Annotated in this window: 26 protein-coding genes, 4 tRNA genes and 1 pseudogene; 2 read left to right on the forward strand and 29 right to left on the reverse strand. The window is 43.8% G+C overall.

Annotation, left to right across the window (positions count from 1 at the left end):
- Positions 1-105 precede the first annotated feature (105 nt).
- The 17 genes and pseudogenes from AB3489_RS14575 to AB3489_RS14655 all read right to left on the reverse strand — a co-directional run bounded on the left by AB3489_RS14575 (position 106) and on the right by AB3489_RS14655 (position 11,756).
- Positions 106-181, reverse strand: a tRNA-Phe gene (locus AB3489_RS14575).
- 45 nt (positions 182-226) lie between these two features.
- Positions 227-302, reverse strand: a tRNA-Glu gene (locus AB3489_RS14580).
- 163 nt (positions 303-465) lie between these two features.
- Positions 466-1,078: pseudogene (locus AB3489_RS14585) on the reverse strand (DUF3102 domain-containing protein); the annotation flags it as partial.
- A 593-nt stretch (positions 1,079-1,671) separates the two neighbouring features.
- Positions 1,672-1,747, reverse strand: a tRNA-Lys gene (locus tag AB3489_RS14590).
- A 130-nt stretch (positions 1,748-1,877) separates the two neighbouring features.
- Positions 1,878-3,161 carry an adenylosuccinate synthase gene (locus tag AB3489_RS14595; protein WP_368293439.1) on the reverse strand — a complete coding sequence of 428 codons (1,284 nt, stop codon included), beginning with the start codon at positions 3,159-3,161 and terminating at the stop codon, positions 1,878-1,880.
- Positions 3,162-3,315: 154 nt separating this feature from the next.
- Positions 3,316-4,644 carry a replicative DNA helicase gene (gene dnaB, locus AB3489_RS14600; protein ID WP_368293440.1) on the reverse strand — a complete coding sequence of 443 codons (1,329 nt, stop codon included), beginning with the start codon at positions 4,642-4,644 and terminating at the stop codon, positions 3,316-3,318.
- A 19-nt stretch (positions 4,645-4,663) separates the two neighbouring features.
- Positions 4,664-6,580: a Lon family ATP-dependent protease gene (gene lonC / locus AB3489_RS14605; RefSeq protein ID WP_368293441.1), complete on the reverse strand. Its 1,917-nt coding sequence runs from the start codon at positions 6,578-6,580 to the stop codon at positions 4,664-4,666.
- 33 nt (positions 6,581-6,613) lie between these two features.
- Complete coding sequence (gene rplI, locus AB3489_RS14610; RefSeq protein ID WP_015044993.1) at positions 6,614-7,060, reverse strand: 50S ribosomal protein L9; 447 nt, start codon at positions 7,058-7,060, stop codon at positions 6,614-6,616.
- On the reverse strand, positions 7,057-8,025 hold the full coding sequence (locus tag AB3489_RS14615; protein WP_368293442.1) for a DUF2232 domain-containing protein: 969 nt from the start codon (positions 8,023-8,025) through the stop codon (positions 7,057-7,059). The genes rplI and AB3489_RS14615 overlap by 4 nt, the downstream gene beginning before the upstream one ends.
- Positions 8,026-8,040: 15 nt before the next feature.
- Positions 8,041-8,364, reverse strand: coding sequence for a MazG-like family protein (locus AB3489_RS14620; protein WP_015044995.1), 324 nt, complete (start codon positions 8,362-8,364; stop codon positions 8,041-8,043).
- 147 nt (positions 8,365-8,511) lie between these two features.
- On the reverse strand, positions 8,512-8,757 hold the full coding sequence (gene rpsR / locus AB3489_RS14625) for a 30S ribosomal protein S18 (RefSeq protein WP_015044996.1): 246 nt from the start codon (positions 8,755-8,757) through the stop codon (positions 8,512-8,514).
- A gap of 20 nt (positions 8,758-8,777) precedes the next feature.
- On the reverse strand, positions 8,778-9,182 hold the full coding sequence (locus AB3489_RS14630; protein WP_368293444.1) for a single-stranded DNA-binding protein: 405 nt from the start codon (positions 9,180-9,182) through the stop codon (positions 8,778-8,780).
- Positions 9,183-9,200: 18 nt separating this feature from the next.
- A complete protein-coding gene (rpsF, locus tag AB3489_RS14635; RefSeq protein ID WP_015044998.1) occupies positions 9,201-9,485 on the reverse strand; it encodes a 30S ribosomal protein S6 in 285 nt (94 codons plus the stop codon).
- 136 nt (positions 9,486-9,621) lie between these two features.
- Positions 9,622-10,722, reverse strand: a complete 1,101-nt coding sequence (ychF, locus tag AB3489_RS14640) for a redox-regulated ATPase YchF (protein WP_368293445.1) — start codon at positions 10,720-10,722, stop codon at positions 9,622-9,624.
- A 27-nt stretch (positions 10,723-10,749) separates the two neighbouring features.
- On the reverse strand, positions 10,750-10,953 hold the full coding sequence (locus tag AB3489_RS14645) for a DUF951 domain-containing protein (RefSeq protein WP_015045000.1): 204 nt from the start codon (positions 10,951-10,953) through the stop codon (positions 10,750-10,752).
- 18 nt (positions 10,954-10,971) lie between these two features.
- On the reverse strand, positions 10,972-11,637 hold the full coding sequence (locus AB3489_RS14650; RefSeq protein ID WP_368293447.1) for a CvpA family protein: 666 nt from the start codon (positions 11,635-11,637) through the stop codon (positions 10,972-10,974).
- Between the two features lie 21 nt (positions 11,638-11,658).
- A tRNA-Sec gene (locus AB3489_RS14655) sits at positions 11,659-11,756 on the reverse strand.
- Between the two features lie 570 nt (positions 11,757-12,326).
- On the opposite strand from AB3489_RS14655, the gene AB3489_RS14660 reads away from it, so the two are divergent.
- Positions 12,327-12,545 (forward strand): sulfurtransferase TusA family protein, encoded by a 219-nt coding sequence (locus tag AB3489_RS14660; RefSeq protein WP_368293448.1) that lies wholly within the window; start codon positions 12,327-12,329, stop codon positions 12,543-12,545.
- Here AB3489_RS14660 and selB read toward each other — a convergent pair.
- The gene (gene selB / locus AB3489_RS14665; protein WP_368293449.1) at positions 12,542-14,455 is read right to left on the reverse strand and encodes a selenocysteine-specific translation elongation factor; all 1,914 of its coding nucleotides are present in this window, start codon (positions 14,453-14,455) and stop codon (positions 12,542-12,544) included. The two genes, AB3489_RS14660 and selB, sit on opposite strands and share 4 nt — an antisense overlap.
- A 294-nt stretch (positions 14,456-14,749) precedes the next feature.
- Here selB and yyaC point away from each other — a divergent pair, with 294 nt between their 5' ends.
- A complete protein-coding gene (gene yyaC / locus AB3489_RS14670) occupies positions 14,750-15,319 on the forward strand; it encodes a spore protease YyaC (RefSeq protein ID WP_368293450.1) in 570 nt (189 codons plus the stop codon).
- Positions 15,320-15,321: 2 nt separating this feature from the next.
- Here yyaC and AB3489_RS14675 read toward each other — a convergent pair whose 3' ends face one another.
- The 11 genes from AB3489_RS14675 to rpmH form a co-directional block, all read right to left on the reverse strand.
- Entirely contained in the window at positions 15,322-15,831 is a 510-nt protein-coding gene (locus tag AB3489_RS14675; protein WP_368293451.1) for a DUF4446 family protein, read from the reverse strand.
- Between the two features lie 48 nt (positions 15,832-15,879).
- Entirely contained in the window at positions 15,880-16,737 is an 858-nt protein-coding gene (locus AB3489_RS14680) for a ParB/RepB/Spo0J family partition protein (protein ID WP_368293452.1), read from the reverse strand.
- Positions 16,730-17,491, reverse strand: coding sequence for a ParA family protein (locus AB3489_RS14685; protein WP_368293453.1), 762 nt, complete (start codon positions 17,489-17,491; stop codon positions 16,730-16,732). Before AB3489_RS14685 ends, AB3489_RS14680 begins: the two co-directional genes overlap by 8 nt.
- A 348-nt stretch (positions 17,492-17,839) precedes the next feature.
- Positions 17,840-18,574: a 16S rRNA (guanine(527)-N(7))-methyltransferase RsmG gene (gene rsmG, locus AB3489_RS14690; protein WP_176714427.1), complete on the reverse strand. Its 735-nt coding sequence runs from the start codon at positions 18,572-18,574 to the stop codon at positions 17,840-17,842.
- A gap of 13 nt (positions 18,575-18,587) precedes the next feature.
- Entirely contained in the window at positions 18,588-20,495 is a 1,908-nt protein-coding gene (gene mnmG, locus AB3489_RS14695) for a tRNA uridine-5-carboxymethylaminomethyl(34) synthesis enzyme MnmG (protein ID WP_368294642.1), read from the reverse strand.
- 7 nt (positions 20,496-20,502) lie between these two features.
- Positions 20,503-21,882 (reverse strand): tRNA uridine-5-carboxymethylaminomethyl(34) synthesis GTPase MnmE, encoded by a 1,380-nt coding sequence (mnmE, locus tag AB3489_RS14700; protein ID WP_368293454.1) that lies wholly within the window; start codon positions 21,880-21,882, stop codon positions 20,503-20,505.
- A 97-nt stretch (positions 21,883-21,979) separates the two neighbouring features.
- Positions 21,980-22,621, reverse strand: coding sequence for an RNA-binding cell elongation regulator Jag/EloR (gene jag, locus AB3489_RS14705; RefSeq protein ID WP_368293455.1), 642 nt, complete (start codon positions 22,619-22,621; stop codon positions 21,980-21,982).
- Between the two features lie 12 nt (positions 22,622-22,633).
- On the reverse strand, positions 22,634-23,353 hold the full coding sequence (locus AB3489_RS14710; protein WP_019224902.1) for a YidC/Oxa1 family membrane protein insertase: 720 nt from the start codon (positions 23,351-23,353) through the stop codon (positions 22,634-22,636).
- 11 nt (positions 23,354-23,364) lie between these two features.
- On the reverse strand, positions 23,365-23,574 hold the full coding sequence (gene yidD, locus AB3489_RS14715) for a membrane protein insertion efficiency factor YidD (RefSeq protein WP_207635598.1): 210 nt from the start codon (positions 23,572-23,574) through the stop codon (positions 23,365-23,367).
- A 1-nt stretch (position 23,575) separates the two neighbouring features.
- Positions 23,576-23,920 carry a ribonuclease P protein component gene (gene rnpA / locus AB3489_RS14720; RefSeq protein ID WP_368293456.1) on the reverse strand — a complete coding sequence of 115 codons (345 nt, stop codon included), beginning with the start codon at positions 23,918-23,920 and terminating at the stop codon, positions 23,576-23,578.
- Between the two features lie 60 nt (positions 23,921-23,980).
- The gene (rpmH, locus tag AB3489_RS14725; RefSeq protein ID WP_081580541.1) at positions 23,981-24,115 is read right to left on the reverse strand and encodes a 50S ribosomal protein L34; all 135 of its coding nucleotides are present in this window, start codon (positions 24,113-24,115) and stop codon (positions 23,981-23,983) included.
- Positions 24,116-24,551: the final 436 nt, after the last annotated feature.

The raw sequence follows: 24,551 nt of genomic DNA on the forward strand, positions 1-24,551 counted from the left end.
TGTTATAATCTATGGGGATTCGAAAGGATGTGTGTAGGGTTGCGGCAAAAACAAAAACGAGCCCTTAACAGTAAAAAACCGTTATAACTCGCTTTACAGGACGTATGGTGCCTCAGGACGGAATCGAACCGCCGACACGAGGATTTTCAGTCCTCTGCTCTACCGACTGAGCTACCGAGGCGTGATCGATTACCAATCTATCAAAACTCAGCTTAATTTTGAAATATGGTGACCCGTACGGGATTCGAACCCGTGTTACCGCCGTGAAAGGGCGGTGTCTTAGGCCGCTTGACCAACGGGCCATAGGCGATACGTTCGTGAACCATCTATGATGGTTTCACCCAATTTTTTCGCTCACGTTTCTGTATTATACAGATAATATGACAAATAGTAAAGAACTTTTTTAGGTTTTTATTGTTTTTTTCTTACGCTCCGGAAATGCATATCCGGTGGTGAAGCAGGCCAAAGCCGGCTCGCGTCTTTACTGCATTTTTCCTTTACCGCCGGATCAAGTCTGGCCAGTTGACCGAGCGCTGTCAGCAGTTCGTAGAATATATCGGCGATCGTTTGGCAGCAAGCGGTGCATTTTTCTTCATACTTCGTGGTAAAGGTTTGGGAGGCTGCAGTTGTTGGCCTGTTTCTTGGTTTGTCCATTTTTTTGACGGTTACATATTCTATTTTGATTTCCCCAGGATTATTTGGTATAGGCGTGACTTGAGCCTGCTCTTTCTTTTCTCCCGCTCATCTTCCGAAATCCCCAAAAGGAGAAGAGCCTGGTAGCAGGTTAAATTCTTCAGCGCTGACGAATTTAACCTGCCGCTGTCACCGGTGGAAGCGAACAGTTTATATCATATTCTTCAAAGAGCTGCATCAGCCTGTTGGCTGTACGCTGGGAATAGCTCACCGATTCGACCAGCCATTTTCCCCATTCTCCATGCGGGAGCAGTGCCTTGGCCTCCTTCAGTCGCTTGCCAACCTCGATGGCACTGGTAAGCATGATTTTACAAGTCTGTTGTTTTATCCTATTAATCTCAGCCGTGATGACAAGCGGCGTGCGTTCAGTGATTGGTTCATTCATTTTGATTCCCGCCTTTTTGGTAGCTTTAATTACAGCATACGTAGACGGGCTTCGGATGGTGAAGACTTGGGTATAAACCTATCAAAATCGCCTTGGCTCTTGCCGCAATCACCTATTTTATAGCTTGTTCTGATTTGTTAAACTTCTAAATACCAAATTTAGTTAGAGCTTGCAAGCCCTATTTATTCCTTAAGCAGATGCATCGAATACTCCCTTATATCATTATTATCTAGTACAACATTCTTAAATTCATTGCTCAAATAATTTCATTCAAGCCTGATTACCCCATATTAGGTCTGGGTGCCACAAGTTCCAGCGTCAAGCGGAGCATGGATGCGGAGCGCGGCTGTTAGCGTCATGGAGGGCGCTATCTGCCGAAAGGGGAATTGTGTGACACCCAGACCAACCCTAGATACTTATGGGCTGCATATATTTGCTTATTTAAAGAACGTTGTAACCACGATCCTTTCAAATTCGCAAGCGAAAAAACATGGTCTTTATTCGTCAGCGTCTCTTCCCCGAGTCATGGTGTCTGCGTCCAAAAAATGCAAAAAGCCTGTACCCTTTACGGATACAAGCATTTTCAACATAAATGGTGAGCCATCCGCGACTCGAACGCGGGACACCCTGATTAAAAGTCAGGTGCTCTACCGACTGAGCTAATGGCCCAGGCCACAATTCATGATTCTATCATTTCAGTCCCCGGACTGTCAAGTAAAACTTTAATAATCCTTGACATCTCGGAACCAGAAATTAATCCGAAAAAATTAAAGTACATTCAGATTCATTATCAAAATCCTTAAAAGATATTACCCCGCGTAATCGTTTGATTGCGGCCAGGCCCAACAGCGAGCATGGTAACCGGAACACCGGTCAGCTCTTCCAAGCGCTGGATATAATTCTTGGCCTGCTCCGGCAGTTGGCTATATTCGCTGATTCCCGTCAGATCTTCCTGCCAGCCCGGCATTTCTTCATAAATCGCTTCACATTCGGAGAGGACTTTCAAACTTTGCGGGAAATCATGAAGGACTTCACCTTTGTAGCGATAAGCTGTACATATCTTTAACGTGTCCATTCCTGTCAGGACATCCAATTTGGTAAATGCAAAATCAGAAATGCCGCTGATCCGCACCGCATAACGGGTAATGACAGCGTCTAACCAGCCGCAGCGCCGCGGCCGTCCGGTTGTTGTCCCATACTCTCCGCCTTTTTCCCGGATAAGTTCCCCTGTCTGGCAGGTCAATTCCGTTGGGAACGGTCCTTCGCCGACCCTGGTCGTATAGGCTTTAACAACACCGACAACCTTGTTGATCCGGGTTGGTCCTACTCCTGCACCAATGCAGGCTCCCCCGGCCACAGGGTTGGAAGAAGTGACATACGGATACGTTCCATGATCCAAATCCAAAAGCGTTCCCTGAGCGCCTTCAAACAGAACCTTTTTCCCGTCACTTAAGAAATGGTTAATTTCCAGAGAAGAATCGCCGACATAAGGCCGGATCCTCTCCGCATATTCCAGGCATTCCTGAAGCACAGCTTCATAGCTGAGCGCTTCCTGTCCATACACCTTTGTAATCAACAAATTTTTTTCTTTAAGGTTATATTGCAGCTTCGCTGCCAGCTCGTCCTTATCCAGGAAATCCAACACCCTGATTCCAGTACGGGAAGCTTTATCCTTGTAAGCGGGGCCGATACCGCGTTTGGTTGTTCCAATTTTTTGGTCTCCCTTATACTCTTCCTCAAGCACATCGAGAATGCGATGGTAGGGCATGATCACGTGGGCATTACCGCTGACTCTAAGGTTGTCTGTGCTTACGCCCTTGTCCTTGAGATACTCAAGTTCTTCAATCAATACCTTCGGGTCAATAACCAGGCCATTGCCAATTACGCAGACCTTTTCAGGATAAAAAATCCCGGAAGGGATCAGATGGAGTTTATAAGTCTCCTTATTAATTACAACCGTATGTCCGGCGTTGTTTCCTCCTTGATATCTGACTACCATGTCGGCTTTTTCAGCCAGAAAGTCTGTTATTTTACCTTTTCCTTCGTCACCCCACTGGGTGCCGATCAGTATGACTGCCGCCAATGCAAATCCCCCATTCCATCACGACTTCAATCCAAACTTCATCTTAACAACGATCGCCCCTGTTTGTCAATAAAATCCGAACATTTGCTGTATTCCTAGGCTAAATGTTCGAATATTTGATACAACCAAATATAAACGATAATCTTATCGTGTATTAACCATAATTCTTATCGAGGTTAACAAATTTCGTAAATTCCTTCAAATACCCAAGCTCAACTGTACCTACAGGACCATTGCGGTGCTTGGCAATAATAATCTCAGCAATACCTTTTTTCTCCGAATCAGGGTGATAGTATTCATCCCTGTAAATAAAAGAAATAAGATCGGCATCAGCCTCGATCGATCCGGATTCCAGAAGGTCGGACATCAGTGGCCGCTTGTCCTGACGCTGCTCAACACCGCGGTTAAGCTGAGACAGGGCAATAACCGGCACGGATAGTTCACGTGCAACGCCTTTTAAGCCTCTGGAAATCTGGGCGACTTCCTGCTGGCGGCTTTCTACCTTCTTGCCGACGGTCATTAACTGCAGATAATCAATAATAATCAGTCCAAGTCCTTGTTCCATTTTTAATCTTCTAGCTTTGGACCGAAGCTCTGCCAGGGATATCCCAACGGTATCATCAATAAAGATTGGTGCCTCGGACAGCGGACCTACGGCCTGGGTAAGCTTTGGCCAGTCTGAGTCCAATAGTTCGCCGGTCCTGACCCGCTGCTGATCTACCATCGCTTCCGAACAAAGAATACGCTGGACAAGCTGCTCTTTGGACATTTCCAGGCTGAATAACGCTACAGGAACCTTGGATTTTACCGCAGCATTCTGTGCCATATTCAGGACAAGTGCCGTTTTTCCCATCGATGGTCTGGCGGCAATAATAACCAGGTCGGAAGCCTGCCAGCCGGAAGTGATCCGGTCCAACTCCCGAAAATGGGTCGGAACCCCTGTCAGGTTTCCTTTATTGGAATAGAGGTATTCGATCTTGTCAAATGTCTTCAGGAGAATGCTTCGGATCGTAACGAAACCTTCCTTGGACTGTCTTTGAGAGATTTCTACGATCAGTCTTTCGGCTTCCTCCAATAAACTAAGGGCTTCTTCTCCCGCTTCGTACCCTTTTTCTTCAATATAGCCGGCAATGCGGATCAGCTGACGGAGCAGGGCTTTTTCCGCCACAATCCGGGCATAATGTTCCACGTTGGCCGCTGAAGGCACAGATCCGGCGATCTGAGAGATTGTTCCAATTCCCCCGATGCTCTCCAGCCTGCCTGCCTGCCTTAAGTTCTCAGCCACTGTAACCAAATCAACAGGGTCCCCTTTTTCAAAGATATCCCTGATGACCAGGTAAATATTTTTATGATTATCGCGGTAGAAATCCTCCGGACGTAGAATCTCGAATACAGCACTGCCCTTCTGGGGATCAAGCATCAGCGCGCCCAGAACAGCCTGTTCAGCCTCAAGATTATGGGGAGGAACTTTCAAAAGTTCCATGCTCATTTCTCCTCGTTTGCTAGGCTTGTGCAATTTTTATAGCTTCCTCTATATTTTCAACAGCAAGGACTTCAATTCCTTTTAATCCCGCAGGAACTTCTCCGCGATTCTCCGTCGGAATGATCACTGTTTTTACACCGGCCTGTTTGGCCCCAAATATTTTTTCGTAAATGCCACCAACTGGTTTGACTTTTCCCTGGATTGAGATTTCACCGGTCACGGCTACATCTCCTCTCAGAGGCTGTTGCTTCAAGGCGCTGTAAATCGCCATGGTCGTGGCAAGTCCGGCCGAGGGCCCGTCTATTCTGCCACCACCAACCACATTGACATGGAGGTCATAGTTCTTCAAGTCTTCTCCTGTCAGGCTCCGAATTACAGCTGCGGCATTAAACACTGCGTCCCTGGCCATTGAACCTGCCGTCTCATTAAAGCGGATACTTCCTTTGCCGGTCTCCCCGTTGAATACTTTCACCTCAATCTCCAGAACCGAGCCAAGAAATCCCGATACCCCCAGTCCGAGTATTCTGCCGGTATCCTTGCCGGCAGTTACCCGTTTTTGAACAAAAGGAGTCAGTCTGGCTGACCTGAGCACTTCTCTGATATCGTCTTCCGAAATCAAGACTTCCTTCTTGCCGGGATTCCTAAACCTGGCCAGACCATACGCATCCAAAAGGATGCTGTTCGCTTTTCGTCCCTCAATCATATATTCACTGATAATTTCCGGTACATTCTCTTCCAACTGCACATTTAGTTTCAGGGCTGCCTGTCTGATAATATGGGTGATATGGGCCGGTTCCAAAGGCTCAAAATAGACTTCGGCACAGCGGGAGCGCAAGGCCGGGTTCAGATCCTGCGGCTCTCTCGTAGTGGCCCCAATCAGTACAAAATCCGCGGGAACTCCTTCATCAAAAATCTTCTTGATATATAAAGGAATCTGAGGATCATGCGGATCATAATAGGAAGACTCAAAATGAACCCGCTTATCTTCCAGGACCTTCAGCAGCTTATTCAGCAACGTTGGATCCATCTCTCCAATTTCATCGATAAACAAAACGCCAGTATGAGCATCGTTGACCAAGCCCAGTTTGGGCTCGGGGATACCGGTCTCAGCCAAATCTCTTTTCGCACCCTGATAAATCGGATCGTGAACTGAACCAAGCAAAGGATTGGTGACATCTCGCGGATCCCAGCGCAGCGTCGTACCGTCAACTTCAATAAACGGCGCATCCTTACTGAAAGGAGAATCCGGAAAATTTTTGACGGTTTCCAGTGCAACCCTGGCTGCTGATGTTTTGCCGACTCCCGGCGGACCATAAATCAGAATGTGCTGGGGGAAAGGCGTCGCGAGCTTTGCCAGCAGGGCCTGCAAGGCGCTTTCCTGTCCGACAATTTCTTCCGTCGTCTGCGGTCTCAGGATTTCAATTGCGGAGGATACCGGCTTTGTTGCTTTCATCTTTTCCAGCTGCGCAAGCTTTCGGAGTGTTTGCGCATTTTCAGGACCTCCTGTCTCTTTCAGAACCTGGGTCTTGATCTCTTTGATATATTCTTCGTGTCGCTCCTGCATTTTCTCGGCAACCGCCTGATTTAAACGGTCTTCTACGGAACGCTTCGCAACCGTCTCGGCAATCTGCTCTTCAACCTCCGTCAGAATTGCCGGAATATCTTGCAGGTCCGGCGCCGGTTTGTCCGTGGGATCATCGTTGACAAGCTTTTGCAAGCCCAATACCCGTTCCTCGAGCTTTTCGGAACGCATCAGGGTAAGAGCCTCCAGCTTGCTCGCCTTTAAAATTAATTTATCTGTTCCGTATAGGTTGGAAAGCACGACATACAGCGCGTCTATCTCCAGTTTTAACTGTCCGTCCGCAATCTCCGCAGTATATTTCTCGTGATTTTCCTGCCCCTCCTGTTGTAAAAATTTCTTAAATAAGCCTTTCACGCTGGTCACATCCTTGTGCTTTACTCTTCGGTCTTACTGAGCTTCTATCTTTATCTTCAGATTTGCTGTTACTTCAAAATGAAGCTTTACCGTAACCTGATATTCTCCCAATCCTTTGATAGGTTCCTTGACTTCAATTTTTCTTTTATCTAGTTTGAGTTGATATTCCTTTTCCAATACCTCGGCGATCTCTTTATTCGTTACCGAACCGAATAAACGGCCTTTTTCACCGACTTTCACTTTGACAATGATATCCATGTTCTCGATTTTTTGGGAAAGATCCAGCGCCGCTTGTTTTTCTTTCTGTTTGCGCAGTTCTTCCTGTTTTTGTTTATGCACCAGGTCCTGAACATTTCCCTGAGTTGCCTCAACTGCGAGTCCGCGCGGGATCAGAAAATTACGGGCATAGCCATCTGAGACTTCGCATACTTTACCCTTTTTACCGAGTGCCTTGACATCTTCTTTTAATATTACCTTCACGGTTTTTGTTCCTCCATTTTTTCAGGGATCTTTCGGAAATTAAATACTAAATCAAAAAGCCCCGTAAATATTAGACATATGAAAAAGAACGGTGAAACGAAAGCCACCATAATTACAATAATCCAGATCAGCAGATGGGAAAACTTCAAGCTTTTGATCAAATAAGCCAGGCAGGACAGCCCAATCATACTGGTTATCGAAACTGCAACGGCCATCACATTCATTCCGGTTATTCTCAGAATACTGTTGGCAAAGTAGTCTCCGCCCAAATAGGCAGCAATTCCAATAATCGCCAACCACACCGCATACCAGGGCATCCTCCATAAAGAAAAAGGCTTAAGTTTTCCTCCGCCCAAAAAAATTCTGTACAACATGTAGACCAATGCAATCTCAATCATCGCAGATATCCCGGCAAAAGACGGCATCAATTGATAATAGACGGGCATGATGACCTGAAGGTTGGATTTATATTGCTCAATACTGACCATCTGATTTTGAATCGCGCTAGGCCAGCCGAACTGCTGAATAAGCTGGAGAGACTGCTGATAAAACTGCGTGCTCAACGCAATTTCCTTTTCCAGATTCTCGGGCTGAAGGGCCTGGTTGACTGAAGGAATGACCGGTAATGCCCCAATGAGCGCAGCCAGCAGCAAACTCCAGAATACACTCTGACTGGTAGAAAACCCTTTTTCTTTTATGACAACCAACAAAATCCCTGCCCAGGGAGTAAATCCAATCAGGGAGATTCCACTGATTCCAACTGGAATAAAAGCTAAAATATAACCAATTCCTAAAAAAATAGCCGTTTTTCGACAGCCGGTACTTCTGGTCTGAAATAAAACGGAAAAAATCAATAATACCTCGACGATCCAGCTCCAGAAGTCAAATAAAGACGCAAGTAAGGGAAGAAACAATACGATCAATCCGGATACATACCGAAGTGCATCCTTATCACTTATAACCATTTAATTTTCTCCTGTTCAGTCTTCCTCGGGAACAAGATAACCAAGCAAAAGACTCAGGTCACCCCATTCAGTTTCGAGACTAAGGAAATCTTCCCGCTGCCACCGGGACATTTTATTAAACAAAACCCTGTCCAAACGGGAATAGTCAAAGCCAAGCCTGCGGGTAAGCAAATAGCTTAAACCGACCAGACCGGCCATACTATCGAGAAGCTGTTCCTGGGAAGCACTTAAAGTCCCCTGCTGGACCAGCCACTGAGCTTTGAGAAGCTCCACTTTTAATTCCTCTATGGCTTTCGAGGATTTTACGATATCAATATTGATCGCAGCAACAGACTCCACAACAATACCTCCTGCAAAAAAGTAATGTAAGATTTCGCGAAATCAAGCTGAAACTCCTTCTTCTACTTTTCCCAGAACAAAGAAAACTTGCCCTGTTGCCTAAATTAAGGAAATAAAATAAAAAAAGGGAGCGTTGCTCCCTTTTTACTAGTCAATCATGTAGGGCAGCAACGCGATGCTGCGAGCCCGTTTAACGGCAATCGTGACTTGCCTCTGGTGTTTAGCGCAATTGCCTGAGATTCTACGGGGCAGAATTTTGCCTCTCTCAGTAATATATTTACGTAATTTTTGTGTATCTTTGTAGTCAATGCTCTCAACTTTATCAACACAAAAACTGCATACTCTTTTACGCGGACGGCGTCCCCGTTCCTTTTTTACGGCAGCGTTTGCCAATGAACGCTCCTCCCTTCAAACTAAAATGGTATATCATCATCTAGACTAACTTCATGAGCAAAAGAACCAAAATCATTTTGAGCTGAAGATGCTCCGGCATTATTGTCTTTGGGACTCAAAAATCTGACGTTCTCTCCCAAGACCTCTGTCACCCATCTTTTTTGCCCATCCTGACCGTCATAAGAGCGGACCTGAATCCTGCCATCTACTGCAGCCAGTTTTCCTTTCGCCAAATAGTTCGCGCAGAGTTCAGCTAACTGGCGAAAAACAACGCATGGAATAAAATCCGTTTCTTTCTCGCCCTGGCTGTTCTTGTAATTCCTGTCGACGGCTAGCGTAAAAGATGCAACAGCTACACCGTTTGGTGTATAGCGTAGCTCAGGGTCTTTCGTTAATCGCCCGATAAGTACTACACGATTCAACATCTTAAACCCTCCGCATCGTTATTCCTTCTTGGTTGTCATAAACCGGATCACAGCATCAGAAATTTTCATCAGCCTTTCCAGTTCATCAACCGTACGTGCTTCACCGTTGAAGTTCATCAGGACATAAACACCTTCATTGAACTTCTTAACCTCGTAAGCCAGGCGTCTTTTACCCCAAATATCAACCTTGAGGTCTGTACCACCATTGGCATTGACGATCTCTTCAAATCTTTGAACATTTGCTTTTGAAGCCTCATCATCGAGATCCGGTCTTATAATGTACATCACTTCGTACGCTTGCATAAATGCACCTCCCCTCGGACTAAATGGCCCCACCTCGAGTGTGGAGCAGGGTTATTATGCTACAACATGATATTATAACACTTCCTTATGTCATTTGCAAATAATGATGATTTTGCTAGTTCTGAGAACCTTTCATCTAGACATTAAATCTGAAATGCATAATATCGCCGTCCTGAACGACATATTCTTTGCCCTCTAACCGAACCAAGCCCTTGTCCTTGGCTCCATTCAGACCGTTATTTTCCATAAAATGTTCATATTTGACGACCTCTGCCCGAATAAAACCCCGCTCAAAGTCGGAATGAATCGTACCTGCCGCCTGAGGCGCTTTGGTTTCCCGGCGGATCGTCCAAGCCTTTACCTCTTTAGGACCTGCCGTAAAAAAAGTTATCAGTCCAAGCAGCTTGAATGCGCTCCTGATCAGCCGATCAAGTCCAGATTCCGTGAGCCCAAGTTCCTCCATAAAGATTTCTTTCTCATCTTCTTCAAGTTCTGCTATTTCTGCTTCAATCTTGGCGCAAACAGGAATGACTTCAGCATTTTCGAGTCTGGCTATTTCCTGTACTTTTTGGACATTGGCGTTATTTTCCCCGTTAGAAGCTTCCGCTTCAGAAACATTCGCGGCATAAATCACCGGTTTTAGGGTCAACAGACTGACACTGTTCAGCAATTCTTTTTCTTCTTCAGAGAAACCAACCAAATTAGCCGGTATCCCCTGGTCAAATTTTTTCACGAGCTTTTCTAATACCTCAGCTTCGAATTTGGCCTTCTTATCCCCGGATTTGATCATTCCGACCAGCTTGGCCTGACGGCGGTATACGGTTTCCATATCTGCCAGGATCAATTCCATCCGGATCGTTTCAATATCCCGTTCCGGGTCAATTTTACCTTCGACGTGAACAACGTTATCATCTTCAAAACAACGTACAACATGAACAATGGCATCCACTTCCCGTATATGGGAAAGAAATTGGTTGCCTAGTCCTTCACCTTTACTTGCACCCCTTACCAGACCGGCAATATCGACAAATTCGACAACTGCCGGAACGATTTGCTGCGGGTTCACAATTTTAGCCAGTGCTTTTAACCGAAAATCCGGTACCTGTACAATTCCGACATTCGGATCAATAGTACAGAACGGGTAATTGGCCGATTCTGCTCCGGCTTTCGTTATCGCATTAAATAGTGTTGACTTGCCGACATTGGGCAGCCCAACTATTCCTACATGCAGAGACATGTTTTTCCCCCTCAAATTCTAGTTAAATCAGTCCGAGATCCCCTGACTGTTTTCTGCCGTCAGGATTTTTTTAATATTCCTTTCCAGCTTTGCCCTGGTTATCCAGGTCTGATGCCCGCACTTCAGACATTCAATCCGAAAATCCATACCTGTTCTCATGATCTTAAATTCTGTATTGCCACAGGGATGGGCCTTTTTGAGCCTGACAATATCTCCTACATTAAGATCCATAGTCATTCAGCCTCTCTTTCAAACCAGCCCATTCAGCAAAGGTATAGAATCCAGAGGATTATTCAGAATATCCCCCGCAAAAACAGAAATCCCTGATAAAATCAGATCGTATCCTTGCATAAACCAGGGATAAAACATGGAGCTACCCGTCTTAAGCAATCCGGAGTCACCAGTGCTTAACAACGGTGAAAACAACCCCAGGACCAGAGAAATCACGACAAAGGTACTCAGTAAACCAAAAAGCAGTCCTCCCCCTCTGTTGATAAAACTTAAGTTTTTTGCTATAGGGGTAATGACCAAAGCGATGATAAGATTAATGATACATGCTGCTAAAATAAACAAGAGCAGGACAGCACCAATCTTCAGGACATAATCTGTCAAAACAGGTGTGGCCTGACCAATCATGGATTGCCTGATGCTGTCAGCGGCACCGTAGGGATCTGTCCCGGATGCTTTGCTTTCAGCAATTTTGGTCAAAAAATTTCCGATTTTGGGCTCCAGTTTTGCTTCAAGCCCTAAAACGGGTTCCAATAGGTTCAGAAATGGTTTGTAAAAAAACACCGCAATGCCTATCGCAGCGATCTTTCCGATAAATCTTGATAAACCGGTAATAAGGCCCTTCCGAAACCCGATTAGGCCTCCCAGAACCAGCAGCGCCAGCATTACATAATCAAATGTATTCACGCTACGCTCTCCTTTACAGAATGGCGGGGATATGTGCGAATCGAACACACCTCGGAACGTTCTGCGTCCCGACACACGGATTTGAAGTCCGGGAGCGACACCAGCCGCTATATATCCCCAAGACCTTTTAGAGTCTGCTGAATCATTTTAACACTTAATGCTTCGAATGTGAACCTTTGTCTTATTCTTTGGCAATTCTTTGACGCTCTTAAAATTATTTTTCTTGTTCATCCAAATTCATTATAATATTTACACTTAAATACTAATAAAATATTAGTGTCTTTATTCATTAATATTTGCATGTAAATATACTGTACTTTATAGTTCTATTAAATAGTACTGACTTTAAAATCTATCAGTAATACAACAAAAAGACTGAATATATAAATATAATGCACCTGCTGCGGATCCTGAACGTCGTGTCCAATCTAATAAGCATATAAACACAAAGAAAAATCTTATATTATTTACATAACCATTTACATGCATAATTACATTTGTATTTTTATGCATATTCACATGTATATTTTAATGTAAATATTATATAGAATATAATTACAATCTTTGTGTAAATATTGTGTCATATATTTAACATATTTATATTCTGTATTTCTTATTATAAAATTATATGATATTGTTGAGATCTCTGCTTATGGTACAATAGGATAGAATATAAAAGGAGGCTAGATGTGTTGAAATATGTTGATGCCAGAGGATATTCCTGTCCGGAACCCGTAATTTTTACCAAAAGAGCTTTAGCGGATGATCCTTCAGAAATCATGGTCATTGTCGATAATGAGACATCCAAAATTAACGTTGAACGGTTTTTGAGAGTTGCCGGATATCGGGTCGAAGTTGATCATGAGCAGCCAAATCAATATTCTCTAAAGGGAATAAAGAAAACTTAGCCTGGATTTTGGGCAGATCTTGGTTTTACCCTGATGTCTCCGTTTCTTTCTGTAACATGAATTGAATCAAAATATTCCAGTAAAGGCACCGCAAATTTACGGCTAGTCTGCCAGCAGTCCCGTGCTTCAGAAACCGTAATCTGTCCATTTTCTTGCAGGTGCTTTTCCAATATTATTTTAGCTTTTTCTATTGCACTTGCTGCAATATAGAATTCTCCTACCTGTTTCCAGACGTTATTTGTTTTAAGATATTCGGCATATTCCGGAAATTTTGCAGCGGGTACCCCGCATTCTGCAACCGCAGTTTCCTGCCCCGGAGGATTTAGCCCTGCCTTTTCCCAGATTTTTTGCAAAGCGTCAAGCTTTTGCCTGATATCCTCAGGCATCCCGATTTCAGATACTGCCTGGACCAGACTGCTGCTTAGCCTGAAATACTGATGATCTGCTCCCCATTCCAAAATCAACTGCCAGCGTTTATGGGAGACAGCCGTTTTCAGGATTCTTTTTAATTCCTCTCTGCCAATTCCTCCGCGCAGCGGATATGTCTTTTGATATTTCATTGCTTCCGCATTTGCTTTAAGAGCCCATTCTTCTGCTGTACTTTTAAGCCAGAATAATGATAATCCATCCTCAGCTAAGATCACAACAGTCTGATCATTTTTGAGACGATCCAAAGCCAGCTGAACTTCGTCCTGCCCAAGAGCAGACTTTTTCCTGACTTCATCGGAAGATAAAGGAATAGTAAGCTCTTTTTTTATTTGATCGGTTAAGCCGCCTTCTGCTTTAGACCGAAATTCGGTTATGACCTTTTCTCGAAAACGTTTTTGTTTGGCATTTGCCAGGCTCAGTACAACTCCTCCGCCGATCGTCGCGACAGGTGAATAGTACCTGATTACAAACCGGTCCCCTTTTGCTGCGACAACCGGTTCCTCCAGAATGATTTGGGCAAACCCTTTCTCCCCGGGAGCCAATTCTTCCTGGGCCAGAAGATGAACCCGTCCCAGTGTTTCGGCCGTTCCTAAATGAAAATGTATCCTCTGCCTTTGTTTGATCGTTCTTTGCTCTGACGCGAGGTTAAATAGTTCTACGTCTAAAATTTGTCCTGCGTTATAATATCCGGGATCAACAAGGCTTGCCCCCTTGGGAATATCACTTACAGCCAGTCCGGCTATGTTTATCGCAACCCGCTGTCCGGCATAAGCTTCGGAGACGTGTTCGCCATGAACTTGAATATTTCTAATTTTCACGGTTTGTCCCCCCGGTTCCAGGCATACTTCCTGTCCCTTCTGAATCGTCCCTGTGTTTAAAGTCCCTGTAACCACTGTTCCAAACCCCCGAATCGTAAAAACTCTGTCAATCGGCATTCTTGACGGAAGATCCGAACGTTTCCCTTCAGTTGTTTGGAGTACAGTCATAATTGTCTGCAGTAACTCCGAAATTCCCTGGCCAGTAACAGAAGATACTTTGCAGTACGGAGCATCCCGCAAAAAACTGTCTCGGAGTTTTTCTCTGGTATCCAGTTCAATCATGGAAAGCCATTCCTGATCAACCAGGTCAATTTTTGACAGTACAACAATTCCTTTTTCTACATTTAACATGTTTAATATATCCAGATGTTCCTGGGTTTGAGGCATCACGCCTTCATCGGCAGCAATAATCAGTAGAACAATATCCATTCCACTCGCGCCGGCTAACATTTGACGGACAAATTTTTCATGACCCGGTACATCAATGATTCCTGCTTTGCGACCGTCCGGGAGTGTCAGATAAGCAAACCCAAGCTCGATCGAAATTCCTCTTTCCTTCTCTTCCTTAAGCCGGTCTGTGCTTATACCTGTCAAGGCTTGAATAAGGTGGGTTTTCCCATGATCCACATGGCCTGCTGTTCCAATAATTAGATATCTTTCCATAGCTAATACCTAAAGTACAGGTCAACCCCATATTTTGATGATAGCGTTGACATGGTACTTATACCTTATATTTATTGCGGATATTCCTGACTCTAATTATAATATGGGTTTGGATTTTTTCATATTCTGATTTTGATTTGTTACGCATAAATATTACTGATTGTGGAAATAATAGCAAAGTACTCTAAAAATTATTATTTTGCATATTGACTCACATAAACAATCATACGATTGCAATGCCATGGATGGAAATTGCAGCGACTCTATTTCATTTAACCTCCGGAGGTATCCGCATTGAACCCATTGCCAGGAATTCGAGAAAAAGAGCATCTGCGTGCCCATTACACAGATCGTCCCGGTCTTTACCAGCTTCAGCTAAGGTTGAAAAAATATCTGAAAGCTGCTGCCGGTAGACCGGTGGTTCTATTATGTATAGGGACGGATCGTTCTACCGGTGATTCTCTGGGGCCTTTAACCGGCACAAAACTAGATGGAAAAGGTCTTTCAGGATTGACGGTTGTCGGAACGCTCGAAAAGCCCGTTCATGCAGAAAACCTTGAATCCACCCTGAAAAACTTGTTTGCCAAGTATTGCAATCCCTATATTATTGCCCTGGATGCCTGCCTGGGTCAACTTGACTCCGTCGGCTACATCAGCTTGGCAGAAGGCCCTTTAAAACCAGGAACCGCCGTAAAAAAAGAACTGCCGGAGGTAGGAGAAATCCACCTTACCGGCATTGTCAATATCAACGGTTTTATGCAATACATGGTGCTGCAAAACACCAGATTGAGTATCGTATGGCAAATGTCTGAGGTACTATGTAATTTGTTCCAGCGGACTTACTTCTTGTTGAATCAATCTTGAATTTAAATAGTTAGCTCATTCTTCGAGGCTTTTTCAATAGCGAGCTTCTCCTCAGGGCTAAGTTTAACATTGGCCTGCCCTTTTTCGATCCCTTTGGCATAGATTCTGCACTCTTCAACACTATGAATTCCTGTAAGGACGACGCCGGTCTTTTCCTGATTCAGCAAAGCAAGGGCGAAGCTCAGGTCGGCACCCATATTTTCGAAAGAATTAAATCGGACCAGTTCCGCGCGGTCAATTCCGTTGCGGGCTTTATCTTCGGCAAGCTTAAGCCTTTGCCCATGCTCTGCAGCAATACGGCTTAATTCAGCAACTTCTTTTAAATTGGCGCTCAGCAGTTCTTCCAGCTGTGTTCCGGATAAGAACGTCTGCAGGCTGATATAGGATTTTTCAAATTTACTCATACGGACACGTAGAGCATTGGTCATAACAATCGCAATCACGATAACGATCAAGGCTACAACCGATACTGCCAAGACGATAATCAACTCGGGTTCTAAAATAGAAAACAAAAATGATCCCTCCTAAAGAATGTAATAACATGTTCCACGTGGAACATATTAAACTTCAATCTCCCAACGTTCTAAAAGCCGGTTAAGTTCATCCCGGGAATAATAATTAATCTCAATTTTTCCTTTTTCTTCACTTCCTGATACAGCTACCTTGGTCTGAAAACTGTGCCGCAGTTTTTCTTCAAGATCATTTAAAGAACTATAGCTCTTGTTTTTCAGTGTCTTCACAGCATTTTTGGCAGGCTGCTCTTTCTTTTCACTATTCTGAACAATCGTTTCCGTTTCCCTTACAGATAATAATCCCTCAACGGCCCGTTTCGCGAGAGAAATCTGCTGCTCTTTATTTTCTAAAGAAAGTATCACCTTGGCATGTCCCAAAGAAATTGCTTCTTTATTAATCAGTTCCAAGACTTCAGCAGGCAGCTGAATAATTCGAAGTAAGTTGGCTACAGTAGGCCTGCCCTTACCGACGCGTCTGGCAACCTGTTCCTGAGTTAGTCCATAATCTTGAATTAAGCGTGCATATGCAAGGCCTTCTTCTACAGGAGATAAGTCCGCGCGCTGGATATTTTCGATTAAAGCCTTTTCCGTCATTTCCTGCTCAGTGCAGTCTCTCACAATACAGTTAATTCTGTCGATCCCTGCAAGCTGTGTAGCTCGAAAACGCCTCTCTCCCGCAATGATGATGTATCTACTTCCTTCAGGCTTTACAAGGATAGGCTGCAGTAATCCATGTTCTTGAATAGAATCCGCAAGCTCTTGAAGTTTTTCACGGTCAAACTCCCGTCTCGGCTGGCCAGGATTTGGTACAATATCCGCCAGCATTATTTCTTTAATTTCACTGCTTTCCGTTTCTCTTTCCGTAATTAAAGCGCCAAGCCCTCGGCCTAAACCTTTTTTAGACACGTTCCAAGACCTCCTCGGCTAAATCTCGATATACTTCAGCTCCACGCGACTTGCTATCATATAGAATGATCGGCTGACCATGGCTCGGGGCCTCACTAAGCCGAACATTCCGGGGAATAATGGTTCTGAAGACTTTATCTCTAAAATATTTCTTAACCTCATCGACGACCTGAATCGATAAATTTGTCCTCGCATCAAACATGGTCAAAAGTACGCCGATAACTTGAAGGTCTCTATTAATGGAACGTTTGACCTTATCAAGCGTATTGACCAGCAAGCTTAAACCTTCCAATGCATAATACTCACATTGAATAGGAATCAAAACATCTGTTGCCGCACAAAGTGCATTCAACGTAAGAAGTCCCAGGGAAGGGGGACAATCAATAATGATAAAATCAAATTCATCCTTTATTCCTTGCAAAGCAGTTGCAAGCTTTCCTTCACGGTACAGCTGGGAGACTAGCTCAATCTCAGCACCGGCCAGTTCAATACGGGCAGGCGCAACCTTTAAGTTTTTCAGCTCTGTATCGGCGATCACACTTTGAATGTTTTCTTCATTGATAATTACATCATAAATACAGCGGGACAACCGATGTTTCATAATACCACAACCGCTGGTGGCATTTCCCTGTGGATCAAGATCAATGAGGAGAACTTTTTTTCCTTTCTCAACCAGACTGGAGGAGAGATTCACAGCAGTCGTTGTTTTGGCGACTCCTCCTTTTTGATTTGCTATAGCAATGATTCTGGCCAATCTTGTATCTCCTTCCTCACAGACTTGATCAATTAGTACCTAGTCAACCTTAAAATAATAATATAATGACGAGCAGATTTTTGTAAGACAAGGCGAAAAATTAAGGTATACCAGCCATATGGCAATTAACGTCCACGGGTGAACTAATGCAGCGATGCCATGGACAGCACGAAGCTACAAGAAAACACAGTATTACATAAAATATGCCGACAGTTATATAAAATTTAGGGTTGACATGGAACTTGGTCTGTAAAAAAATTTATTTATATTATTATACTACAAAATTATACTATAAAATATTTAAAAACTACTTATTTAATCATTCTTGATCATTTCAGCAGATGATTACTAGAGAGGGGTTTTTTTCGGTTTCCCAGCTTGACGCGGATATTGAGCAGGTGTGTTCAATATTTTTTTAACAATAATCAGAGAACGGTTATCCGCGCCTTCCGCCAATGAATATTTTTCGACATGCTCAACTTCACAGTTTAGGATCCGCAAGGCGTTCTTAGCCAAAGTTATTTCATTTTCAGGATCGATTCCCTTCGCTGCAATAAATCTTCCGCCAACTTTCAGCAAAGGAGTTGCATATTCCAGTAGTACCGGCAACTCCGCGACTGCTCTGGCCACCGTAATATCAAATCGCTGCCGGTACGCCTTGCTGCGGCCAATATCTTCAGCTCGTGCATGGCAGGTTTCGACCTTCAAGCCAAGGCTATCGCAGACCTCCTGCAAAAAATGAATTCTTTTGGCTAGCGCATCGACAAGGACGACTTTAATTTGCGGCAAAAGTATTTTAATAGGAATACCTGGAAATCCAGCGCCGGTACCAAGATCCGCAATAACAATTTGTCCATTGGGATAATAATGCATTATCCACTTGACAAACACCAGAGAATCCAGATAATGCTTAATCACCATTTCTGCCGGATCGGTAATGGCTGTTAAGTTCATTTGTTCGTTCCTCTGGAGTAACAGTACTGTATATTGTTCAAACTTTTCAAGATGTTCGGCGGAGAGTTCCAGACTCAAGACATCCCGGACCTTATCGTGCAAGACGCTAAGCGGTTCCTTAAGATCCATTTCCAGAAATTGATCATTCATCAGAAATGTTCCTCCGCCTTTGTTCCAGATAAATCAATAAAACCGAAATATCCGCAGGACTCACTCCGCTGATTCTCGATGCCTGTCCGACGTTGATCGGCTGCACGCCGTTAAGCCGCTGTCTGGCTTCATTGGATAGACCTTTGATTTTCAAATAATCCAGATTAACAGGCAGGACTTTTTCTTCAAGTTTGATAAATCGGTTTACTTCTTCCTGTTGTTTCTGAATGTACCCTTCGTATTTAATTTGGATTGATGCTTCTTCTAATACTTCAGCGTCATACGTCCCCATCTCTGGCATAAAACGTGGCAGCAGATCTGGTATAATTTCCGGCCTCTTCACAAGTTCCTCCGCTTTAATTCCGCTTCGGAGCGGAGTAGACCCCGCCTGGATCAGCAATTCCTGAATATCTGCACTGGCGGGAGAAAAAGTAATCGTCTTCCATTGCTGAAAGATTTTCTCCAGATTGTTCAGCTTCTGCTCAAAAATCTTCCACCTGTCATCTGCAACTAGTCCCAGTTTTCTACCCTTCTCAGTCAAACGCAGATCAGCGTTGTCCTGACGCAGCAGCAAACGGTATTCCGCCCTTGAGGTCAAAAGCCTGTACGGCTCACAAATCTCTTTATTGACCAGGTCATCAATTAGTACACCGAGATATCCGTCGGAACGCTTTAAAATAAAAGGTTCTCGGCGTAAAGCTTTAAGCGCTGCGTTGATTCCGGCCATTAAGCCCTGCCCGGCCGCTTCCTCATACCCGGATGTTCCGTTAAGCTGTCCCGCTGTAAAGAGTCCCGGGAGATTTCGTACTTCCAGCGTCAGAGAGAGCTGATACGGTTTGACATAATCGTATTCAATCGCATATCCGGGACGCAAAATCTGAACATTTTCCAAACCGGGAATGCTACGGAAAAACATATGCTGGATTTCTTCCGGCAGGCTGGTTGACAGCCCGGCAACATATAATTCCTCACTATCTTTGCCTTCTGGTTCAAGAAAAAGCTGATGGGCCTGCCGCTGCGCAAAACGCACAACCTTATCTTCAATAGAAGGACAATACCTCGGGCCAACGCCTTCCACCACGCCGGTATACAGCGGTGCGCGATGCAGATTATCTCGGATAATACCATGCGTTGTTTCCGTCGTGTAGCCCAGCCAGCAAGGAAGCTGATTTTCCGGGTTATTTCCCCAAAACATGCTTCTAGTCGGCATAAATGAAAAATATTTTGGCTCGCTGTCACCCGGCTGAATTACGAACTTAGAGAAATCTACTGAGCTCTTCAGAATCCGAGGAGGCGTTCCGGTTTTAAACCGGCCAAGTTCTATGCCGCGTAGTTTCAGATCCTCAGACAGGGACCCCGAGGTGATTTCTCCGGCCGGTCCGCCTTCATAAAGCGCTTCCCCAATTATTATCCTGCTTCTGAGGTATGTTCCGCCCGTCAGAACAATACTGCCTGCCTCAAAGACTGCGCCTGTACGCGTGACAACACCTTTAAGTTTATCCCCATCAAAATGGAGCCGCTCGACCAAAGCCTGTATCAAGGTAATCTTGGCCTGATTGTATAGGTTGTTTAACATCCGATGGTGATAAGCTTTTTTATCTGATTGAACTCTTAGTGCATGGACAGCCGGCCCTTTGCCCGTATTCAGCAGCCTGACCTGAAGTGCTGTTTCATCGGCAACAATTCCCATCTGACCACCTAGCGCATCAATCTCCCGCACCAGATGGCCTTTCGCCGGACCGCCTACGGACGGATTGCACGGCATATGCGCAACTTTATCTAAATTAATCGTAAGCAGCAGTGTATCGCATCCCATACGGGCAGAGGCGAGAGCAGCCTCACATCCGGCATGTCCCGCCCCGACAACAATCACATCATATTTTCCAGCAAAATAATCCACAATTAACCTACTTTCCAATACAGAATCGGGAAAAAATATTATTAAGCAACTCTTCCTGAACCTGATGCCCCGTAATCAAAGAGATTTCTTCGAGGGCTGAACGGACATCGATCGATACCAGATCAAATGGGACATTCGCATAGACAGCTTCAAGGGCTTTTTCCAGAGAGTGAATGCAATTTTCCAGAGCTTGAATTTGACGGATATTCGATAATAACGGATCAATTGTGACGGATATCTCTCCTTCAAAAACCCTGCTTAGGATTTCCTTTTCTAGTTCAGCAAAGCCAATCCTGTTTTTTACAGAAAACGCCAGCGCAAAAACTTCAGGAGAAAGAAAGGTATCCTTAAATTCATAAGAAGACAAAAGATCAATTTTATTAATCAAAACAATAGTTTTATTGGCGTATTCCTCAAGAATTGTTTTTTCTTCGTTCGTGAGCCTCCCAGAACGAATCTCGGAGGCATCGAGCAAGAGCAGAATGACATCTGCCATACTAAGCGCTTTCCAGGCTCTCTCAATGCCAATCATTTCGACTGGATCATCACTTTCTCGGATTCCGGCAGTATCGGTAAGATGAAGCAGTACTTCACCAATCTTGATATATTCATGAATCTCATCCCGGGTTGTTCCTGGAATATCCGTGACAATCGCTCTTTCTTCGTGCAAAAGTGCATTCAGCAGACTGGATTTTCCAACATTCGGCCTACCAGCAATTACCGTGGAAAGACCTTCCCTGATAATTTTACCGGTCTTACTTCCTTTGAAAATTTCTAAAGAATTTTCTTTAGCATTTAATATTTTTTCAGACAGTTCTTTCAGTGCCAAATCATCAATTTCATCTTCCGGAAAATCAATGGTTGCTTCAATATAGGACAGGATATCCAAAATATCCTGTCTGACTTCATTAATTCTGGAGGACAATCTCCCTCCGAGCTGAAGCAAAGCCAAGTCCGCAGATAGCTCTGTCCTAGAGGAAATCAAGTCAATTAACGCTTCGGCCTGAACAAGATCCATTTTTCCATTCAAAAAAGCCCTTTTGCTGAATTCACCGGGTTCTGCCAAACGCGCTCCCTGCCGAAGACAGGTTTCAATGATTCTTCTTGCGGGTATTAATCCACCATGACAATTTATTTCATAAACATCCTCACCCGTAAAAGAATGAGGCCCTTTCATCCTGCTGATTAGGACTTGATCAAGCTGCATCGCACCATCATAAAAGTTCCCTAAATGAAGCGTAAATGTTGTGTCGGACAGCCATTTGTCTTGATGGACGGGACAAAAACAAACATCCAATATTTTTTGGGCTTGCTTTCCGCTTAAACGAATAACATGAATGGCCCCTTCTCCGGCCGGTGTAGCCAAGCCGACAATCGTATCATCCATTTTTCTCAACTCCAGAAATAGTAAAACTTAGCGTTCTATCTGAAAATAATAAACCTTTCTGACAGAAAAGTAAAAGGGGTTGCCCCCTTCTACATAATTATGCCTTTTCTATATGATTCCGTTTTAAATCAAGGACAACTCTTCGGTGAGGCTCTTCCCCTTCACTAAAAGTCGTTACTTTCAATTCATTTTGCAGGGCCGTATGAATAATCCGCCGTTCTTGAGGACTCATCGGTTCTAAAACAATTCTATTGCCGCTTTTCTTAACCTTTTCAGCCAGTCTTTTAGCAAGAACAATCAGCGTTTCTTCCCTGCGCTTACGATAACCCTCAACATCAATCACGATTCTCGTCTTATTAGACAATTTTTTTGCGACGGCTAAATTTGTCAGAAACTGTATGGATTCCAAAGTATCCCCTCTGCGGCCAATCAGTATGCCAAGGTCTAAACCGGTAATATTTATTTTGACCTGTTCATCACGATTAAATACTTCGAAGTCGGCATTGACAGACATTGCCTTGGTCAACCCTTTCAGAAATTCACAGGCCAGTGCTCCCGGATCATCCTCAAAATTGATTCTGACTCTAGCCATTTTACTGCCAAAAAGTCCAAGGAGTCCTTTTTTTCCCGGTTCTTCCAGCACTTGAACAGTAACCTGATCTCTGCTGACGCCAAGTTCGGCTAATCCCAATTCAATAGCCTCTTCAACCGTTTTTGCAGTTTTATCTGCAACCTTCATTCGTGTACCTCCTCAGTCAACAGAGGCTTCTTTTTTCTCTGCCGACAACTTCTTATTGATATAGACAGTTTGCAGGATCGACACAATGTTCATCGTTATAAGATAGAAACCTAAGCCAGAAGGAAGCGTAATTACGATATAAGCCATAAAGAACGGCATGACATACAACATCATTTTCTGAGTCTGTTCGGCAGTAGCCTCAGCTGTATCTTTTTTCGCACCAGGCTGATTCTTGTTGGGGCTTGTTGCCATCGAGACCTTTGTCATTAAGAAAGACGTCACCCCAGCGAGAATCGGTAAGATTAAATGATAGGACAATTGAAAGCCGTATGCCACAGTAATATTGAAACCTAAAAACCAGACACTGGCATCATTGCCGTAAGGGAAATTTGCCAACGTTCTATAAAATATCCACAAGATAGGAAGCTGTACCAAAATCGGCAAGCACCCCGAATAAGGATTCACCTTTTCTTCACTATACAGTTCCATGATCTTCTGATTCATCTTCTGCTTGTCATTGGCATACTTTTTCTGCAGCACTTTCATTTTTGGCTGCAAATCCGTCATTTTGCGCATGGACTGCATCTGTTTCCAGGTCAACGGGTAAAGAACAATCTTAATGATGATGGTAAAGATGATAATTGCCATACCCCAATATGGCAATCCGATCATGGACGAGAGATCAAACAGCCACTTTAAGATCGCGGCCATTCCCTGATAAACGATATCCACAAGAACCCTCCTTAAACTGGGTCATATCCGCCGGGATGAAAAGGGTGGCATTTGGTAATTCGTATGAGCGATTTGCCAATCCCTTTGATGATCCCGTACTTTTTAACTGATTGAATCGCATAATCCGAACATGTAGGATAAAATCTGCAGGTTCGTCCTTTCAGAGGTGAGACAAATCGTTGATAGAAAACGATGATGGAAACAAAAACAGTTTCCATGATTTTACGCATTCTTTCCATCATAAATTCCCGCTTTTCTCCAAATATATAGTACAGATTTTTCAACTTCCTGCAAGGTTGCTTTGTTGATTGCCGCACGGGCAATCAAAATCATTTCACAGTCCATCTTCAATCCGTCTATATTCAAACGAACAGCTTCGCGCATAAGCCTCTTCGCCCGGTTGCGCTTCACTGCATTACCAACTTTTTTAGAAGCAATAAATCCAAATTTTTTATTATGTCCTCGAAAGATGTATATGACAACTTGTCTTGAGGCATAACTTTTTCCATTGGTAAAGACACTTTGAAAATCGGTCTTTTTTTTCAACCTGTAAGACTTCAGCAGCATATGGCCCTCCTTGCTTTGCTAAAGGGCGTTCAGTACAAAAAAGGCCACAAACTTGCGGCCCTATACTGCTAACTTCTTACGACCTTTCAAACGACGACGTCTTAAAACGTTTCTACCGCCAGTACTTTTCATCCGTTCTAAGAATCCATGAACTCTTTTATGGCGACGGGATTTAGGCTGATATGTTCTTTTCAAAGCAAACACCCCCTTATAATTCCAAGAATAAAAACTCAGCTGGCGCCAAGCTATTAGCGGCAACCTTAGCTGCACTTAGATCTATCGAAAAGATGTTAGAGCATTTCTGATAGAACTAACAAAAAACGAAAGACAGACTACAGAAAATTATACTCCAATTATTTTTATTATGTCAAGAAAATAACTGGTTAATAACTATGTGAATATAATATGAAGAAGTTCCGGATTGTTTGTGAAGTTTCCTGGATACTCTGAATTAACTGTTGATAACGAAATGAAAAGTTGTTATGATAAATGTACATGTTCGCTCATATTTTGATGATCGGATGTGTATAATTTTTTCTTCTTTATCCGGGGTGTTATCCACAAATAACCTGATATTTGTGAATAATTTTTTTTTACTGATGACTTTGAACTATCAATAAGGGGGTTCTCT

The organism is Dehalobacter sp. TBBPA1, assembly GCF_040931655.1.
GTDB classification, from domain to species: Bacteria; Bacillota; Desulfitobacteriia; order Desulfitobacteriales; family Syntrophobotulaceae; genus Dehalobacter; species Dehalobacter restrictus.